Consider the following 17,654-nt stretch of genomic DNA (forward strand, 5'->3'; position numbering starts at 1 on the left):
CCCCGATCAGGGCGCCCGTATAATCCCGCGGTGAGTACCGAACCTGACACCCTCGCCGCGGTCGAGACTGAAACCGCGCCCCTGCAGCTGCTGCACCTGGATGAGCGCCTGGCCGTGGTCAACAAGCCTGCCGGGCTGATGGTCCACGACAGCAAGCTGGCCCGTGGCGAAGATGATTTCCTGGCCGACCGCCTGCGTGAGCAGCTGGGGCGGCCGATCTTCCTCGTGCACCGCCTGGACCGGGCCACCAGTGGCTGCCTGCTGCTGGCCTTCGACCGCGAAACTGCAAGTTCGCTGGGCAAGGCACTGATGGGTGGCGAAGTGGCCAAGGACTACCTGACAGTCTGCCGAGGCTGGCCGGCCGAGCTGTCCTGGCGGGTGGACCATGATCTGGACGGCGGGCCGGGCAAGCCGGTGAAGAAGCCGGCGATCACCGATTTCCAGCGCCTGGCCACTGGCGAGCTGTCGGTGCCGGTGGGCGAATTCAGCAGCTCGCGCTACGCGCTGCTGCGCTGCCAGCCGCAGACCGGGCGCTTCCGGCAGATCCGCCGTCACCTCAAGCACCTCTCGCATCACATGATCGGCGATACCAGCCACGGCGATGGGCGCCATAACCGCATCTTCCGCATGCAGGGCGTGCACCGCATGCTGCTGCACGCCGAGCGCCTGCGTTTTCCGCATCCGGAGGGCGGCAACGTGGATGTCAGTGCGCCGCTGGACCGCCAGTTCCAGAAGGCACTGGACCTGTTCGGCTGGCAGGTGGACGACGCCTGATGCTGCTGCGGTAAGCCGAGCGTGGGCTCGGCTCTACAGCCAGCGGCCGGGCATGGCCCGGCGCACCCTGCTATTTCTTTTCCGGCTCGTTGACGATCGCTTCCAGGTCTTTCTGCAGGTCCGCAAACAGCGGCTGCATGCGCGCCTGGATGGCCACCATCACGTTCTGCATCAGTGCCGGGGTCTTGTCCAGCAGGCTCTGGCCTGCCGCGCTCTCGTAGAACTCGGCCATCGCCAGCACGTCTTCCTTGCTGAACGTCTTCTTGTACAGGTCCACGTACATCGGCCGCAGCTGCTGCCACGACATGGCCTGGCGCAGGGTCTGGCTGGTCCGCGCCTGGATCCGCTTCAGCTGTTCCTGCTGCTGGGCGGTGAGCTGGCGCTGTGCGGCCACCTGCTGGAACTGCTGCTGCTGCATGGCTTCGATCTGCGGCACCATGGTGTCGATCATGCTCTGCGCGCGCGAGGCCGACAGCAGGCGGTTGATGTCGCCGTCGGTCGGCGGGGCGGCCAGGGCCGGGACGCTGGCCGTGGCCAGTGCCAGCAGCAGGGCGGCGCGGCGCAGCAGGGACGGCAGGGCGGGTGCGAAGCGGGTCATGCGGGCTTCCTGCGGTACATGGGACCGCCAGCATACCTGCAGCCCAGGCGAAGGCGGCGTGTTCGGCGCCTGATCGGCGGCATACGGGGCGCGATGGCGCACTCCACCACGTGGCTGCCGCTACAATGCGCGGATGGGCAGTGGACCGGTCACCATCAGCGCGCAGCTTGAAATCCCCGACGGCGAGATCGTCGAGCGGTTCGTGCGCGCCAGTGGCGCCGGCGGCCAGAACGTCAACAAGGTGTCCACTGCGGTGGAACTGCGTTTCGACGTGGCCAATTCGCCCTCGTTGCCCGAACCGTTGCGCGCGCGGCTGTTGGCGCGGCGTGACCGGCGCATGACCGGCGAAGGCGTGCTGGTCATCGACGCGCAACGTTTCCGCACCCAGGATCGCAATCGCGAGGATGCGCGCGAGCGGCTGGCGGCCTTCATCCAGGCCGGGCTGAGCGTGCCCAAACCGCGCAAGGCCACCAAGCCGACCCTCGGGTCGAAACTGCGTCGTCTGGACGCCAAACGCGGGCGCGCGCAGATCAAGCGCGGGCGCTCATCACGTGACTGGGAGTGATTGCTTGAACAACCCGACTTCGTTGCTGCCGGCCGTGCCGCCGCAGATGCCGCAGGTCAAACCCAACGCCTTCCTGCGCTGGCTGGCGCGCTGCACCCTGCGCATGGGGGGCTGGAAGGTGACCGGCACCCTGCCTGACATCCCCAGGCTGGTCTTCATCATCGCCCCGCATTCGTCCAACTGGGACGGGCTGTGGGGCATGGCGGCGAAGATCGCGCTGGGCATGAAGGTGAAGGTGCTGGGCAAGGCGTCGCTGTTCTGGTGGCCGCTGGGCCCGTTGCTGCACCGGCTGGGCGTGATTCCGCTCGATCGCAGCTCGCCACAGGGCACGGTGGGCCAGGCGGTGGACCTGCTGCGCAACAACGAGAAGATGTGGTTCGCCATCACCCCCGAGGGCACCCGCAAGGCGGTGAAGGACTGGAAGGCCGGCTTCCTGAAGATCGCCCGGATGGCCGACGTGCCGATCCTGACTGCGTATTTCCACTATCCGGAAAAGACCATCGGCATCGGTCCGTTGTTCACCCCGAGCGGCGACGATGTGGCCGACATGGCTGCCATCCGCGAGTTCTACCGGCCCTGGATCGGCAAGACCCGCGGCACGGTCTGAGCCGGCCGCAGGACGCCGCATAGACGCCACGTCCGGCACATGCCGGGCGAGCGCGACAGGAGTAGGGTGGAGGGCTGGTATCCATACCGTCTGCCCAAGGAGCGTTTTTACATGTCGCGTACCGTAGTCCTGGCCGCCGCCATCAGCCTGGCGCTGGCGGCCTGTTCCGGCAAGGAGTCCACCCCCGTGTCCGATGCCCAGAAGACCCCGGCCCAGCAGCCGGCCGAAGCCTCCACCAATCCGCTGCTGAGTGCCAGCACGCTGCCGTTCCAGGCCCCGCCGTTCGACAAGATCAAGGACAGCGACTACCTGCCGGCGTTCGAAGAAGGCATGCGCCAGCACCTGGCCGACGTGCGCAAGATCGCCGACAGCAGCGAGCCGGCCACCTTCGACAACACCATCGTGGCGATGGAGCGCAGCGGCGAGACCCTGACCCGCGTGTCGCGCATCTTCTTCGGCCTGGTCCAGGCCGACACCAACGATGCGCGCCAGAAGATCCAGGAAGAAGTGGCGCCGAAGCTGGCCGCGCACCAGGATGAGATCAACCTCGATCCGAAGCTGTTCGCGCGCGTGAAGTCGCTGTACGACCAGCGTGACACGCTGGAGCTGGACCCGGTTCAGAAGCGCCTGGTCGAGCACTATTACGATGGCCTGGTGCGCGCCGGTGCGCAGCTGTCCGACGCTGACAAGGCGACCCTGCGCAAGCTCAACGTGGAAGAGACCACGCTCTCCACCCAGTTCCACACCCGCCTGGTGGCCGCGACCGCCGCTGCGGCTGTTGTCGTTGACGACAAGGCCAAGCTGGCCGGCCTGGACGAGGGCGCGATCAACAATGCTGCGGCCGCCGCCAAGGACCGCAAGCTGGATGGCAAATTCCTGCTGCCGCTGCAGAACACCACCCAGCAGCCGGTGCTCGGCTCGCTGAGCGATCGCGACCAGCGTGCCGCCGTGCTGAAGGCTTCGGAAACCCGCGCCGAGCGCGGCGATGCCAACGACACCCGGCAGACCGTGCAGCGCCTGGCCCAGCTGCGTGCACAGAAGGCCAAGCTGCTCGGCTTCGACACCTTCGCCGACTACCAGCTGGGCGACCAGATGGCCAAGACTCCGGCGGCCGCGCTCAAGCTGCTGACCGACACCGTGCCGGCCGCCACCGCCAAGGCGCGCGCCGAGGCCGGTGAGATCCAGAAGGTCATCGACGCGCAGAAGGGTGGTTTCCAGGTCGCCGCTTCGGACTGGGACTTCTACGCCGAGCAGGTGCGCAAGGCCAAGTACGATCTGGACGAGTCGCAGATCAAGCCGTACTTCGAACTGGACAACGTGCTGCAGAACGGCGTCTTCTACGCCGCCACCCAGCTGTACGGCATCACCTTCAAGCCGCGCACCGACATTCCGACCTACAACCCGGACATGAAGGTGTACGAAGTGTTCGACAAGGACGGCACCTCGCTGGCGCTGTTCTACACCGACTACTTCAAGCGTGACAGCAAGTCCGGTGGCGCCTGGATGGACGTGTTCGTCGAACAGGACGGCCTGACCGGTGCCAAGCCGGTGGTCTACAACGTCTGCAACTTCACCAAGCCAGCTGCCGGCCAGCCGGCGCTGATCAGCTTCGACGACGTCACCACGATGTTCCATGAGTTCGGCCATGCGCTGCACGGCATGTTCTCGAACGTGAAGTACCCGTCGATCGCCGGCACCGCCACCTCGCGTGACTTCGTCGAGTTCCCGTCGCAGTTCAACGAGCACTGGGCACTGGACCCGAAGGTGTTCGCCAACTACGCCAAGCACTACAAGACCGGCGAGGCGATGCCGCAGGAACTGGTCGACAAGATTCTCAAGGCGCGCAGCTTCAACCAGGGCTATGCGACCACCGAGTACCTGTCGGCCGCGCTGCTCGACCTGGCCTGGCACACGCAGAAGGCCGATGCGCCGCTGCAGGATGTCGGTGCCTTTGAAGCCAGCGCGCTGAAGAAGTTCAAGGTCGACCTGCCGCAGGTGCCGCCGCGTTACCGCACCACCTACTTCGACCACATCTGGGGTGGTGGTTACTCGGCCGGTTACTACGCCTACTTCTGGGCCGAAGTGCTGGACCATGACGCCTACCAGTGGTTCACCGAACACGGTGGCCTGACGGCGGCCAACGGCCAGGAGTTCCGCGACAAGATCCTCTCGCGCGGCAACAGCGTGGAGCTGTCGACCCTGTACCGCGATTTCCGCGGCAAGGACCCGTCGGTGGAACCGCTGCTGAAGTTCCGCGGGCTGAAGTAAGAAACAGAAAGCGGCGGGGGCAACCCCGCCGTTTTTCTTTGTGTAGAGCCGAGCCCATGCTCGGCTGGCTTTTTCTGGAGACGCAGCCGAGCATGGGCTCGGCTCTACACAAGCGGATCACGTTCCCACGTGCACCCGGTTGGCCTGCTCGGCCAGGCCCAGGTGATCGAGCGCGATATCCAGCGCCAGCACATAACTCTGCGCGCCATACCCAGCAGCAATGCCCAGGCGCTGGCCGACACCGGCCGGCAGGCACGGTTCGGCCACTGCGCCGTCGTCATGCACCTCTACATACGCGTTGTGCAGATAGGGCAGCAGCCGCTGCAGGCGCAGGCTGTTGGCACACGCACCCGGATCGAGCAGCGTCACCTCGCCACGGCTGTGGTCGGCCACGCGCAGCGCATCGAGCAGTTCCTGTTCCGAACCGCAGGCGCGGATCGCCACGCTGGTGCCGGCGTCGATCGCGCGATGCACCAGCGACTTCAGGACCGGTGCCGGCAGCGGCATCGCGGTGCGGATCAGGGCGCCGGCCGCTTCCGGGCCGCGGATGATGAAGATCGACATGACTCAGCTCTCCTGCGCCAGGCGGCGGCCGACAATGGCCAGCGACAACGGGTAACCGGCCTGCTGGCTGCGCTGGTCGACCACCACGGCGGCGGGGCCGTGCTGCAGGCGCAGGCGTGCATCCAGACCAGGTTCGCTGGGCGCCTGCAACTCGATGTACTGCGCCGGTAGCCGTTCCAGTGCCGCCTGCAGCGCGCCACCTTCGGCCTGCCATTGCGCCTCGTCGGCGGCACCGACATCCAGCAGTACCCAGTCGGCCGAGCGCGCCTGCGGTTGGCAGAGGCACTGGCGTACCTCGGACAGGCTGGCACAGTCACTGCAGAGCACGCGATGGCCGGCCAGCTGTGCCGGCAGTTGGGGACGCGGTGCCGACGAAGAGGCGTGGCGGATCACCAGGAGGGTCATACAACACCTTGCGGAATGCGCCGTGTGGCGCGGTGGGCACACGATGCGCGTGCTGCCCGTAAAGGTGCGATGCCGGCGGCCGGACCGGGGCGTAAAACCTGCGTAACCCTTCATGTAGAGCCGAGCCTACGCTCGGCTGCTCTGCGCCCCAGTCGGGCAACCTCGACCCTACAAAGAACAAGCCGAGCGTAGGCTCGGCTCTACAGGAGCGCGGCGCGGGAACCTCTTGCGCCCGGATGTGGTCTGATGCAGCCACCACCCAACCGGAGCCTGTCATGGATGCTGTTGCCCGCCCCCCCTTTTCCCAACGCGCCGTGGCCTGGCTGAAGAAGGAGGCATTGCCGCTGCTGGTGATGCTCGGCCTGCTCGCCGCCGCCCGCGATACCCTGGCCAACCATTACGTGGTGCCGAGTGGTTCGATGCAGCCGACCCTGCAGCCCGGCGACCGGGTGGTGGTGGACATGCGCGCCTACGGTCTGCGTCTGCCGTTCACCAACACGGAACTGATGGCGACCGGCACCCCGCAGCGTGGCGAGGTGGCGGTCTTCGACTCACCGGCCGACGGCACCCGCCTGATCAAGCGCGTCGCGGCGGTGGCCGGTGACCATGTGCAGATGCGCGAGGGCCATCTGAGCATCAACGGGCAGCCGCTGCAGATGGCCGACCTGCAGGACGTGGAAGCCTTCGGCGAGCGACGCGCCCGCCTTGATCTGGACATGGGCGGCGGTCCGGACATCGCCGACCTGGTGGTGCCGGCCGGCAAGGTGCTGGTGCTGGGTGACCACCGCGGCAACAGCTTCGATGGCCGCTTCTTCGGCTTCGTCGACGCCGACAAGCTCTACGGCCGCGCGGTGGCGGTGTACTACCGCCGGGGCGACGGCTTCGAGTGGCAGCGCCTGTAAGCTGAATTGATACTTCTCGTATATCAATCATGACCTATCAGGTTATGGATCGACTGGATAGACGGGCCTAGTCTGAGGCCCGTTCCCTCCCACGCTTGGCCGCCCCTACCGGCCCATCGATCCCATGACTGGCGAAACCGCGGCGGCCATCGAACGCCGCCCCCCCACTGTCGATCCCAGCGCCGAGACCCGCATTCAGCAGGGCACACCGGCCTTTCGTCGCACCGCGCTGGCGCTGTTCCTGGCCGGCTTTTCCACCTTCGGCCTGCTGTACACGGTGCAGCCGCTGCTGCCTGAGTTCAGCCGTCACTTCGGCGTGTCCGCCGCCGGCAGCGCGATGTCGTTGTCGCTGACCACCGGCACGCTGGCGGTGGCAATGCTGTTGGCCGGCCTGCTGTCCGACGCGGTCGGCCGCCGCCCGTTGATGATCGTCGCGTTGCTGGCCTCGGCCATGCTGTCGCTGAGCTCGGCGCTGGTCGATGACTGGACCACGCTGCTGGTATTGCGCACGCTGCTCGGCCTGGCGCTGAGCGGCGTGCCGGCGGTGGCGATGACCTACCTGGTCGAGGAAATGGACAGCCGCGCGCTGGGACTGGCGATGGGCTTGTACATCGGCGGCAACGCCATCGGTGGCATGAGCGGACGCCTGCTGGCCGGCATCATCGCCGACCACTGGGGCTGGCGCTGGGGTATCGGCGTGGTCTCGATCATCGCGGTGGCCAGTACCGTGCTGCTGTGGCTTCAGCTGCCGCCGTCGCGCCACTTCCATCCCCGTCGTGACGGCCTGCGCCGGTTGCCGTCGCGCTGGCGCCTGCTGTTCGCCGACCCGGGCCTGCCGTGGCTGTTCGCCACCTCGTTCGTGCTGATGGGCGTGTTCGTCACCCTCTACAACTACCTGGGCTACCACCTGCTGGCGCCACCGTACCACCTCAGCCAGACCGTGGTCGGCCTGATCTTCAGCGTCTATCTGGTGGGCACCTTCAGTTCGGCGTGGATGGGCCAGCAGGCAACGCGCTACGGGCGCGGCCGCATCCTGTCGATCTCGTTCGCGTTGATCGGCGCCGGCATCGCACTGCTGGCAATGCCGTGGCTGAGTGCGATGGCACTGGGTATCGCGCTGGTCACGTTCGGCTTCTTCGGCGGCCACTCGGTGGCCAGCAGCTGGGTTGGCAGCCGCGCCGGTACGATGCGCGCCGAAGCCTCGGCGATGTATCTGTTTGCCTATTACCTGGGTTCGAGTGTGCTTGGTGGTTTAGGCGGCCTGGCTTATGCGGCGTGGGACTGGCTGGGTGTGTGCCTGTTCGCCGCCGTGCTGACCCTGATCGGCGGTGGCATTGTCTGGGCGCTGCAGCAGCGCGCCCCGCAGCCGGTGACGGCGTGAACCAACGTGTACGGTAGTGCCGGCCGCTGGCCGGCATGCCGGCCCCTGTGGGGTTGCCGGCCAGCGGCCGGCACTACCCGGGTGGAGTGCACGCCTACCCCTCGGCGAACGCTCCGCGCAGCAGCGTGGCGAAATTGCGGATCAGCGGCGTTACCCGTTCGCGGTGCCAGGCCAGCTGCACTTCCGAATGCGCGCCAGCATCGGCCAGTGCCACGAAGCGCGATCCTTCCACGCGTATGTGATCGCATGAAGACGGCAGGATCGCCGCACCCAGGCCCGCAGCGGCCAGGCTGATCAAGGTCGATGCTTCACCGGCTTCCTGCACGATGCGCGGCGTGAAGCCCGCCGCTGCGCACAACGCGATCATGTGGTCGTGGATGCCCGCGCCGGCGCTGCGGCGGAACGCTACGAACGGCTCCTGCGCGAAGTCGCGCAGCGACAGCGTGCCCTGCTTCGACAGCCTGCGCAGGGCAGGGTGGTCGGCGTGCACGATCAGCGCCAGCGGGTCGACGAACAGGCTGTGCGCCACCAGTTCCGGCGGCAGCGCGCGCTTGCGGATGATGCCCACGTCCAGTGAACCGTCGAGCAGCGCGTCGATCTGCTGCAGCGTGTTCATCTCGCTCAGCTGCAGCCGCACCTGCGGGTACTGCTGACGGTAGCGCAGGATCGAACGCGGAATCTGCGGTGACAGTGGCGTGGCGCGAGTCAGACCGATATGCAGTTCACCCTGCTCACCACGCTGTGCACGCTGTACCTCGTCCACGGCCGTTTCCACCTGCTGCACGATGGCGCGTGCACGTTCCTGCAGCAGCTCGCCCGCAGGCGTCAGCTGCACGCGGCGATGGCTGCGCACGAACAGGCGCGCGCCAATCAGTTCTTCCAGCTGGCGGATCTGCTGGCTGAGCGGCGGCTGTGACATGCCCAGCCGCTCCGCCGCCTGGCCGAAGTGCAGCGTATCGGCGACAGCGAGGAAGTAGCGCAGGTGGCGCAGTTCAATGGACATGGGGCCAGTTTATTCATCGTCAGCCGGAAATGAATCAGAGATGGGATCCGATCCCGTGCCGACCAACGGTCGGCACCCACCAACAGCAGCTGGCACCAACAGCAGCGACCAACTGTCGAAGGCGGGGTGGGGCCGGTTGCGGGGGCGTGAGCGCCATGGATGGCGCGACCGAGCTTACAGGGACGTACTTGCAGCGTCCCCCGCAACCGGACCCACCTCGCCATCCCGCCGAATGCCGCTCTTGATGTTGACGTTGATCTGGCTTCGGCGGGTGCAGGGCGGCAGCCCTGCAAACCAGAACACCCCTCACCGCTCCGAATGCCCGCTCTGGTCGTAATCGCGCGGACTGAACAACTCCGGCTGGATCAGCTCGATGAACGCCCGCGCCTGCGCCGACAACGCCTTTCCCCGGCGCACGATCACCCCGTAGCTGCGCTCGGGGAACCAGCGCTTCATCGATCGCGCCGCCAGCCGCTCGTGGTCGGCCTCGTTCAGGCACAGCGCCGGCACGATGGAAATGCCCATGCCCATCGCCACGTACTGCTTGATCACTTCCCAGCCCCCCACCTCCAGCGCCACGGTGTAGGCGATGCGGTGGCGCTGGAACACCTGGTCCACCAGCCGGTAGGTGATCTGCCGCTTCGGCGGCAGCACCAGCGGATAGCGCGCAATATCGGCCAGCTCCAGCTCGCCGCCCTTGGCCAGCGGATGATCGTGTGGTGCGATCAGCACCTGCTCGAAGCGGTAGGCCGGGGCGTAGGTCAGGTCGGCCGGCACATCGGTCATCGAACCGATCGCCAGGTCGGCGGCATCCTCGCGCAGCAGGTCGGTGCCGTCGGCGCTGATCGCATTGTGCAGGGTCAGGCGCACGTCCGGATGGTGCAGGCGGAAGCGTTCGACGATCTTCGGCAGCAGGTACAGGATGGTCGAACTGTTGGCGGCGATGTTGAGCTCGCCCGCGTCCAGGCCGCGCACCTTGTCGCGGAAGCGCGCCTCCAGCCCGTCCAGGTTCTCCACCAGCGGCTGTGCCATCTCGTACAGCAGCTGGCCCTCGCGGCTGGGCACCAGGCGCCGCCCGCTGCGCTCGAACAATGGCACCCCCAGCTCCCGTTCCAACGCCTGCAACTGCAGGCTGATGGCCGGCTGGCTGACGAAAAGTGCCTCAGCCGCCCGTGAGACCGAGCCCAGGCGCACGGTCTGGCAGAACGCGCGCAGCGGCTTCAGCCGGTCGGATTTGTAGGAAAAACGCGGACTTGGCGCGGTGCGTGTGCTCATCGTGTAACGAGTATTAGCACAACTTATGTAAAACATTGCAAAAACTGTTTTGCCAAATACTGAGGCCCGGCGGCACCGTGGAGACGTTCCCCCACCGCTGGAGTCGCCTCATGTCCGCCGTCGCTTCCGCCGTTCCCACTCCCGCCACCAAGGCCACCCCCGGCATCGCCCTGGCGACCCGCGTGGCCGGCCAGGACACCGTGCTGCCGGCGCCGCTGCTGGCCCTGCTGGTGTCGCTGCACCGCGCGGTGGAACCGGGCCGGCAGGCGAGGCTGCAGGCCCGCCGTGAACGCCAGGCGTTCTTCGACCAGGGCGGCCTGCCGGACTTCCGTGAAGACACCACTGCGATCCGCAGCGGCGACTGGCGCGTTGCGCCGCTGCCGGCCGCGCTGCAGGACCGCCGCGTCGAGATCACCGGCCCGACCGACCCGAAGATGGTCATCAACGCGCTGAACTCCGGCGCCAAGGTGTTCATGGCCGACTTCGAGGATTCGACCTCGCCGACCTGGCGCAACCTGCTGGCCGGACAGCAGTCGCTGGCCGCCGCGGTGCGTGGCGACTTGGAATACACCGCCCCCAATGGCAAGCACTACACGCTGCGCCCGTACGACGAGCAGGCGGTGCTGATCGTGCGCCCGCGTGGCTGGCACCTGGACGAGAAGCACGTGCGCATCGACGGCCAGTTCCTCGCCGGTGGCCTGTTCGACGCAGCGGTGTTCGCCTTCCACAACGCCCGCACCCTGCAGGCGAAGGATCGTGGCCCGTACTTCTACCTGCCCAAGCTGCAGAGCATGGAAGAGGCGGCGCTGTGGGAAACCGCGCTGTCGCACATCGAAGGGATGCTCGGCCTGCCGCACGGCCAGATCAAGGTGACCGTGCTGATCGAAACGCTGCCGGCGGTGTTCGAGATGGACGAGATCCTGCACGCACTGCGTGACCGCATCGTCGGCCTGAACTGCGGGCGCTGGGATTACATCTTCTCGTACCTGAAGACCTTCCGCCGCCACGCCGACCGCGTGCTGCCCGAACGCGGTCAGGTGACCATGACCCAGCCATTCCTGAAGGCGTATTCGGAACTGCTGATCCAGACCTGCCACCGCCGCGGTGCGCATGCGATGGGCGGCATGGCCGCGCAGATCCCGATCAACAACGATGCCGCTGCCAACGAGCAGGCGATGGCCCGCGTGCGCGCCGACAAGCTGCGTGAAGTCAGCGCCGGCCACGACGGCACCTGGGTCGCGCACCCGGCGCTGATTCCGGTGGCGATGGCGATCTTCGACGAGCACATGCCCGGTGCGAACCAGCACAGCGTGCTGCGCCAGGATGTGCGCGTCGGCCGCGACGAACTGATCGCGCGGCCGCCGGGCACCATCACCCGCGCCGGTTTCGAAGGCAACGTGGAAGTCTGCGTGCGCTACCTGGCCGCCTGGCTGGATGGCAACGGCTGTGTGCCGATCCATCACCTGATGGAGGACGCGGCCACCGCCGAGATCAGCCGCAGCCAACTGTGGCAGTGGCTGCATACGCCGGGCCAGCAGCTGGACGATGGCACCGCGATCGACCTGGCCCTGCTGGATTCCACCCTGGCGCAGCTGCCAGCACGGCTGGGCGATACCGCCACGCTGCCCGGTGGCGCGCGCATCAGCGAGGCCATCGCCCTGCTCGGCGAACTGAGCCGCAGCGACGAACTGACCGATTTCCTGACCCTGCCGGCTTACGCGCGCATCGATTGACCGACTGCCCGCAAACCCGCCGTTTCCCTCCCCGCTGCACGCACGAACCGAACTGGAGAAAGACATGAGCAAGCTGCCCACTGCCGAACAGATCCAGCACGACTGGGATACCAACCCGCGTTGGGAAGGCATCCAGCGCAACTACAGCGCCGCCGACGTGGTGCGCCTGCGCGGCACCGTCCACATCGAGCATTCGCTGGCCCGCCTGGGTGCGGAGAAGCTGTGGGCGTCGCTGCATGAGCGCGAGTTCGTCAACGCGCTGGGTGCACTGACCGGCAACCAGGCCATGCAGCAGGTCAAGGCCGGCCTGAAGGCGATCTACCTGTCCGGTTGGCAGGTGGCGGCCGACGCAAACCTGGCTGGCCAGATGTATCCGGACCAGTCGCTGTACCCGGCCGATTCGGTGCCGGCGGTGGTCAAGCGCATCAACAACACGCTGCTGCGCGCCGACCAGCTGCACCACGCCGAAGGCAAGGATGACATCGACTTCCTGCAGCCGATCGTGGCCGATGCCGAGGCCGGCTTCGGCGGCGTGCTCAACGCCTTTGAACTGATGAAGGCGATGATCGAGGCCGGCGCCGCCGGCGTGCACTTCGAGGACCAGCTGGCCTCGGTGAAGAAGTGCGGGCACATGGGCGGCAAGGTGCTGGTGCCGACCCGCGAGGCGATCGAGAAGCTCAACGCCGCACGCCTGGCCGCCGACGTGATGGGCGTGCCGACCCTGCTGGTCGCGCGCACCGATGCCGAAGCTGCGGATCTGCTGACCAGTGACATCGACGGCAACGACAAGCCGTTCACCACCGGTGAGCGCACCGTCGAAGGCTTCTACAAGACCCGCAACGGCCTGGACCAGGCGATCAGCCGCGGCCTGGCCTATGCGCCCTACGCCGACCTGGTGTGGTGCGAGACCGGCAAGCCGGACCTGGAATTCGCGCGCAAGTTCGCCGAGGCGATCCATGCGAAGTTCCCGGGCAAGCTGCTGGCCTACAACTGCTCGCCCAGCTTCAACTGGAAGAAGAACCTGGATGACGCCACGATTGCGAAGTTCCAGCGCGAGCTGGGCAGCTACGGCTACAAGTTCCAGTTCATCACCCTGGCCGGATTCCATGCGCTGAACTACGGCATGTTCAATCTGGCCCACGGCTACGCACGCCGCCAGATGAGCGCGTTCGTGGAACTGCAGGAAGCCGAGTTCGAAGCGGCCGAGCGCGGCTTCACTGCGGTCAAGCACCAGCGTGAGGTGGGTACCGGCTATTTCGATGCGGTGACCCAGGCGATTCAGCAGGGCCAGTCGTCGACCACCGCGCTGACCGGCTCGACCGAGGAAGAGCAGTTCCATGGCGGGCGCAGCGAACGCGCCGCGTGATCCGGTAGTGCCGGGTGATCAGGGTGGCCAGGGAAGGGCCAGACAACGCCGGCCGGTCGGGGGACCTGCCGGCGTTGTTGTATCGATGCAAGGGGCAGCCAGCGGGCAGCGTCAATCAGGCGCACCCCGGGTTCCGGCAACTTGGCCGAAACCCTGTGAAACCCGGCATCGAATTGATACAGCAGGGGTTTTGCCCGGGCGCCCGTGACCAGAACGGGCCACCACCGATCTTCACATCAATCAAGATCGGCAGAGCGGTCAAAATGAGATAGGGCGCACACTTTAAAGCGGTGCTATGCTCCGCGGCTCACCAGGGGACGCTGGCGGCGGGTGCAGGGAATGACCGGCAGGGGTGCGGCCGAGAACAGTGATGTGACGACAGGTATCGCCCGGGTGGCGATGGCCGAGATCGTGCACGCGCTGTTGTCAGATGCCGAGGTGGCATTGTTTGCCAGATTCGCCCGCGCATGCAAGCTCCGTGCCGGACAGTGGCTGTTCCAGCGTGGTCACCGCGGCGAGCGCATGTATGTGATCCTCGAAGGCCAGATCGAACTGGACTTCGGCGAGGACCTGGTGATCAAGACACTCGGGCAGCATGAGTTCTTCGGAGAACTGGGCCTGCTGGTCGGCGACCACCTGCGCAGCGCGAGCGCGCGCGCGCTGGTCGACTGCGATGTGCTGGAACTGGGGCCGGCTGATTTCCACCGGCTGGTCGAATCCAATCCGGGCCTGGTGGCCTATTTCCTGCGCCGCACGATCATGCGCGTGCTGGCCAACGAACAGGCCCTGATCAGCCAGCTGCGCCGGCGCAACCACGATCTGGAAACCGCGCTGGACAACCTCTACATCACCACCCACCAGCTGACCCACACCCGCGAGCTGGTGCGTACCGATGAACTGACCGGCCTGCACAACCGCCGTGGCCTCACCCTGTACCTGCAGGAGTGCCGCGAGCGTGCCGAGGGGCCGCCACAGGCGCTGCTGCTGATCGACTGCGACCGCTTCAAGCAGATCAACGACCGCCACGGCCACCAGGCCGGCGACCGCGTGCTGCAGAGCATGGGCAACATCCTGCGCTCGATGGCTGGCGAACAGGATCTGGCCTGCCGGCTTGGCGGCGATGAGTTCTGCCTGATGCTGCGCCGTGGCAACCGCGAGATCGTGCAGCACGCTGCCGAGTTCATCCTCAGCGCGGTGCACGGCCTGCTCGAGCGCAGTCACGGCACGCCGCATGTAAGCCTGGTCAGCATCGGAGCCAGCCTGTTGGATGCCGACGCGGGCTGGAGTGAGTGGTATGCCAGCGCCGATCGGGCGCTGTACCGGGCCAAGCGTGATGGCGGCAACTGCCTGCGCTGGGTGGATGATCCGGACGGCCAATAGGGAGATGCAGGCGATGAATGGCGACAACGGAACGTCAGCCCCGCATAGCCCACAGCTACGCGCCCTGCTGTTCACTGATCTGTGTGATTCGCTGCAGCTGGTCGAGCGGATCGGCGACGTGGCGGCGGCGAGCCTGTTCCAGGAACACGACCGCCTGGTGCTGGTGCTGCAGCACCGCTGGAATGGCCAGCTGATCGATCGTTCGGACGGCCTGTTCATGCTGTTCGAGCGCGCCATCGATGCCCTGGGCTTCGCCCTGGACTACCAGCGTGAACTGCATGCGCTGGGCCAGCAGCGTGCGATTGAACTGCGCGCGCGTGCCGGCCTGCATGTGGGCGACGTGCTGACCTGGGAAAACAGTGCCGAGGCAGTCCGCGCCGGCGCCAAGTCGATGGAAGTGGAAGGCCTGGCCAAGCCGATGGCGGCGCGCCTGATGATGCTGGCCCGGCCCGGCCAGATCCTGTTGTCGGCGGTAGCCGAATCGCTGACCCGCCGTGCCACCGATGCGTTGGGCGAGCGCGGCACGCGCCTGTTGTGGAAGTCACACGGGCGCTGGCGCTTCAAGGGCGTGCCGGTGGTACAGGAAGTGATCGAAGTGGGCGAGATCGGCTCCGCACCGCTGCGCATGCCGCGTGCCAATGCCAAGGCCCGCCGCGACCTGCCGTTGTGGCGGCAGCCGCTGGTGCTGGCCGCCGAAGGCCTGGTGCTGGCGGTGGCGGTGCTGGGCGGCTGGCTGCTGCTGCGGCCGGAACCGGCGATCGCGTTCGCCGAGCGCGACTGGGTGGTGCTCGGTGATGTCGACAACCTCACCGGCGACCCGATCTTCGACGACTCGATGCGGCACGCGATCCGGATCGCGCTGGAGCAATCGCGCTACGTGAACGTGCTGTCGGAGGGCAAGATCCGCGAAAGCCTGGAAATGGCGCGGCTCTCGGGCGATACCCGGCTCAGCCGCGATACCGCGGCCAACGTGGCGGTGCGGGAAGGCGCGCGCGCCGTGCTGCTGCCGACGGTGCGGCAGAAGATCGGTGGCTACGAGCTGGCCATCGATGTCGCCGCACCCGGCAGCGGCCAGGTGATCCAGACGTTCACCGCCACCGTGGATCGATCCGACCAGATGGTGTTCGCGGTGGACGACGTGGTCGGGCGCCTGCGTCGCGGACTGGGCGAATCGGTGGCGAGCCTGGAACAGTCGTTGCCGCTGCCGCGGGCATCGACCCAGGACCTGCGCGCACTGCGAGCATTCGCGCTGGCGGAGAGTGCACTGGGCCAGCGTCGCTTCGAGGAGGCGCGCAACCTTTACCAGGCGGCGATCGATATCGATCCCGGTTTCGCCCTGGCCTACATGGGCGTGGCCAAACTGCATGCGCGCGTCGAGGAAGGGCGGCGTGCACGCGAAGCCATGCAGCATGCGCTGGACCTGCAGGATCGGCTGCCGCCACGCGAGCGGCTGTACCTGAAGGCCTGGATGGCCGAGCTGGAGCCGGGTGGCTGGGCGCTGGAGCAATGGCGCACGTTGGCCAAGGTCTATCCGGATTCGTTCGCGGGGCTGTCCAACACGTCCTGGTACCTGCTGCAGGCCAACCAGTTCAGCGAGGCCGAACCCTATGCGCGTGCGGCCGCAGTACCGCAGGATCCGCTGCGGCTGTATCCGCTGGTCCATCTGGTGCGGATACAGATCGCTGCCAACCAACCGCAGCTCGCTGCCGAAACGCTGGCCCAGGCGCAGGTCCTGCGCGGTCGCGATGATGCCGATGAGACCGGCGTGGATGTGCTGGTGGCGCAGGGACAGTACGCGAAGGCCGCGCAGCTGTTGCCGCAGATCCACGCCAGTGATGGACTGCAGGAGCGGATGAAGCTGCGTGCGCAGTTGTTGCTGGCTGCTGCGCAGCGCGATTGCGCGGCCATGCAGCAGGCGATACGCGAAGATGCAGCGGCGCCGACGCTGATCGACCTGCAGGTGCAGCAGCGCCTGCAGCACGCCAGCGTGGCGGCGCTGTGCCCGAGCGCTGACCGTGCCGGGCTGCAGGCCATTGCGGCGCTGCTGCAGCCGATGCTGCAGGAGCGTGATGATCCCATGCTGCATGCCCGTGGCCTGCAATGGCTGGCACTGGTCCACCTGGCGCAGCGGCAGGGCCAGTTCGAACTGGCCAGGCGCTGGCTGGACGAGCAGCGGCCCCTGCTGCGCAGCCTGCGCAGTCCGGTCGCGGACCGCTGGCTGCGCATCGTCAGCGCCATGGACGAACTGCAGATGCAGCGGCCCGAGGCTGCCCGCACCCTGATCGAGCCGATGCTCGATGGCAGCGAGCCGGTGCAGGCGCACGTCGTGCTGCTGCTCGCGCTGCGAGCGCAGGGCAATGAAGCCGCGGTACGCCGCCAGCAGGCCTGGCTGGCCCAGCATCGCGGCCAGGCCATTGCCGAGGTCACCGCCCTGCAGGTGTGGCAACCGCTGAACGTGCATGACGTCTCCACGTGGGCTACGCCGGCCACGGCCGGCGCGCCCTGATGGCGGGTCAGCCGTCGATGCGCTCGCCGACCTTGCCGGCTTCGAAGCAGAACACCACGGTCATGGCCGCCACCGACCCGGACAGGTGGGCCTGCAGCCCGTCACGCACCTGGCTCAGCTCTTCGACCGAGGCCAGGGTGCCGATCTTCATGCAGTCGTTCTCGCCAACGGCACCGTCCAGCCCGATCGAGGCCAGCGCCTTGGCAGGCGACGCGGTGAAGTGGCTGCGGAAGTCGTCATTGCCGATCAGGTGGTCCAGCAGGAGGCTGGCGTCTGCGGCGGAAAGGCGGGGATGGGTGCTCATGGGGATCGTCCGTAAGTGGAGTT

At 67.1% G+C, this 17,654-nt stretch carries 16 protein-coding genes; 10 read left to right on the forward strand and 6 right to left on the reverse strand.

Annotated features, from left to right (window positions below):
- Positions 1-30 precede the first annotated feature (30 nt).
- Positions 31-774, forward strand: coding sequence for a pseudouridine synthase (locus AB839_RS16895; protein WP_082783368.1), 744 nt, complete (start codon positions 31-33; stop codon positions 772-774).
- A 70-nt stretch (positions 775-844) separates the two neighbouring features.
- Here the strand turns inward: AB839_RS16895 and AB839_RS16900 are convergent, their stop codons facing one another.
- Positions 845-1,372 carry a DUF2059 domain-containing protein gene (locus AB839_RS16900; protein ID WP_061480255.1) on the reverse strand — a complete coding sequence of 176 codons (528 nt, stop codon included), beginning with the start codon at positions 1,370-1,372 and terminating at the stop codon, positions 845-847.
- Positions 1,373-1,505: 133 nt separating this feature from the next.
- Between AB839_RS16900 and arfB the strand changes: the two genes are divergently transcribed.
- The 3 genes from arfB (at position 1,506) to dcp (ending at position 4,812) form a co-directional block, all read left to right on the forward strand.
- Positions 1,506-1,937: an alternative ribosome rescue aminoacyl-tRNA hydrolase ArfB gene (gene arfB / locus AB839_RS16905; RefSeq protein ID WP_005420755.1), complete on the forward strand. Its 432-nt coding sequence runs from the start codon at positions 1,506-1,508 to the stop codon at positions 1,935-1,937.
- Positions 1,938-1,941: 4 nt separating this feature from the next.
- A complete protein-coding gene (locus AB839_RS16910) occupies positions 1,942-2,544 on the forward strand; it encodes a lysophospholipid acyltransferase family protein (RefSeq protein WP_049413619.1) in 603 nt (200 codons plus the stop codon).
- A gap of 111 nt (positions 2,545-2,655) precedes the next feature.
- Positions 2,656-4,812, forward strand: a complete 2,157-nt coding sequence (gene dcp, locus AB839_RS16915; RefSeq protein WP_061480256.1) for a peptidyl-dipeptidase Dcp — start codon at positions 2,656-2,658, stop codon at positions 4,810-4,812.
- Positions 4,813-4,929: 117 nt separating this feature from the next.
- Here dcp and AB839_RS16920 read toward each other — a convergent pair whose 3' ends face one another.
- The gene (locus AB839_RS16920; protein ID WP_004153636.1) at positions 4,930-5,376 is read right to left on the reverse strand and encodes a 3-dehydroquinate dehydratase; all 447 of its coding nucleotides are present in this window, start codon (positions 5,374-5,376) and stop codon (positions 4,930-4,932) included.
- A gap of 3 nt (positions 5,377-5,379) precedes the next feature.
- Complete coding sequence (locus tag AB839_RS16925; RefSeq protein WP_061480257.1) at positions 5,380-5,781, reverse strand: hypothetical protein; 402 nt, start codon at positions 5,779-5,781, stop codon at positions 5,380-5,382.
- A gap of 275 nt (positions 5,782-6,056) precedes the next feature.
- Between AB839_RS16925 and lepB the strand changes: the two genes are divergently transcribed.
- Both lepB and AB839_RS16935 read left to right on the forward strand, forming a co-directional pair.
- Positions 6,057-6,683: a signal peptidase I gene (gene lepB / locus AB839_RS16930; RefSeq protein ID WP_005420745.1), complete on the forward strand. Its 627-nt coding sequence runs from the start codon at positions 6,057-6,059 to the stop codon at positions 6,681-6,683.
- A 124-nt stretch (positions 6,684-6,807) separates the two neighbouring features.
- On the forward strand, positions 6,808-8,064 hold the full coding sequence (locus AB839_RS16935) for an MFS transporter (RefSeq protein ID WP_061480258.1): 1,257 nt from the start codon (positions 6,808-6,810) through the stop codon (positions 8,062-8,064).
- 94 nt (positions 8,065-8,158) lie between these two features.
- On the opposite strand, the gene AB839_RS16940 is transcribed toward AB839_RS16935, so the two are convergent.
- Together AB839_RS16940 and AB839_RS16945 are read right to left on the reverse strand one after the other, a co-directional pair.
- A complete protein-coding gene (locus tag AB839_RS16940) occupies positions 8,159-9,067 on the reverse strand; it encodes a LysR family transcriptional regulator (RefSeq protein ID WP_061480259.1) in 909 nt (302 codons plus the stop codon).
- A gap of 306 nt (positions 9,068-9,373) precedes the next feature.
- A complete protein-coding gene (locus AB839_RS16945; protein ID WP_061480260.1) occupies positions 9,374-10,342 on the reverse strand; it encodes a LysR family transcriptional regulator in 969 nt (322 codons plus the stop codon).
- A gap of 110 nt (positions 10,343-10,452) precedes the next feature.
- On the opposite strand from AB839_RS16945, the gene aceB reads away from it, so the two are divergent.
- The 4 genes from aceB to AB839_RS16965 all read left to right on the forward strand — a co-directional run bounded on the left by aceB (position 10,453) and on the right by AB839_RS16965 (position 17,327).
- Positions 10,453-12,075, forward strand: coding sequence for a malate synthase A (gene aceB / locus AB839_RS16950; RefSeq protein WP_061480261.1), 1,623 nt, complete (start codon positions 10,453-10,455; stop codon positions 12,073-12,075).
- Positions 12,076-12,139: 64 nt separating this feature from the next.
- Positions 12,140-13,441: an isocitrate lyase gene (gene aceA, locus AB839_RS16955; RefSeq protein ID WP_061480262.1), complete on the forward strand. Its 1,302-nt coding sequence runs from the start codon at positions 12,140-12,142 to the stop codon at positions 13,439-13,441.
- Between the two features lie 339 nt (positions 13,442-13,780).
- Positions 13,781-14,821 carry a GGDEF domain-containing protein gene (locus AB839_RS16960; protein WP_061480263.1) on the forward strand — a complete coding sequence of 347 codons (1,041 nt, stop codon included), beginning with the start codon at positions 13,781-13,783 and terminating at the stop codon, positions 14,819-14,821.
- Between the two features lie 13 nt (positions 14,822-14,834).
- Positions 14,835-17,327 (forward strand): putative peptide modification system cyclase, encoded by a 2,493-nt coding sequence (locus tag AB839_RS16965; protein ID WP_241776798.1) that lies wholly within the window; start codon positions 14,835-14,837, stop codon positions 17,325-17,327.
- 7 nt (positions 17,328-17,334) lie between these two features.
- Here the strand turns inward: AB839_RS16965 and AB839_RS16970 are convergent, their stop codons facing one another.
- Complete coding sequence (locus AB839_RS16970) at positions 17,335-17,631, reverse strand: NHLP-related RiPP peptide (protein ID WP_005420725.1); 297 nt, start codon at positions 17,629-17,631, stop codon at positions 17,335-17,337.
- Positions 17,632-17,654 lie beyond the last annotated feature (23 nt).

Origin of the sequence: Stenotrophomonas sp. DDT-1 (genome assembly GCF_001580555.1) — a bacterium.
Lineage (GTDB): Bacteria > Pseudomonadota > Gammaproteobacteria > Xanthomonadales > Xanthomonadaceae > Stenotrophomonas > Stenotrophomonas sepilia.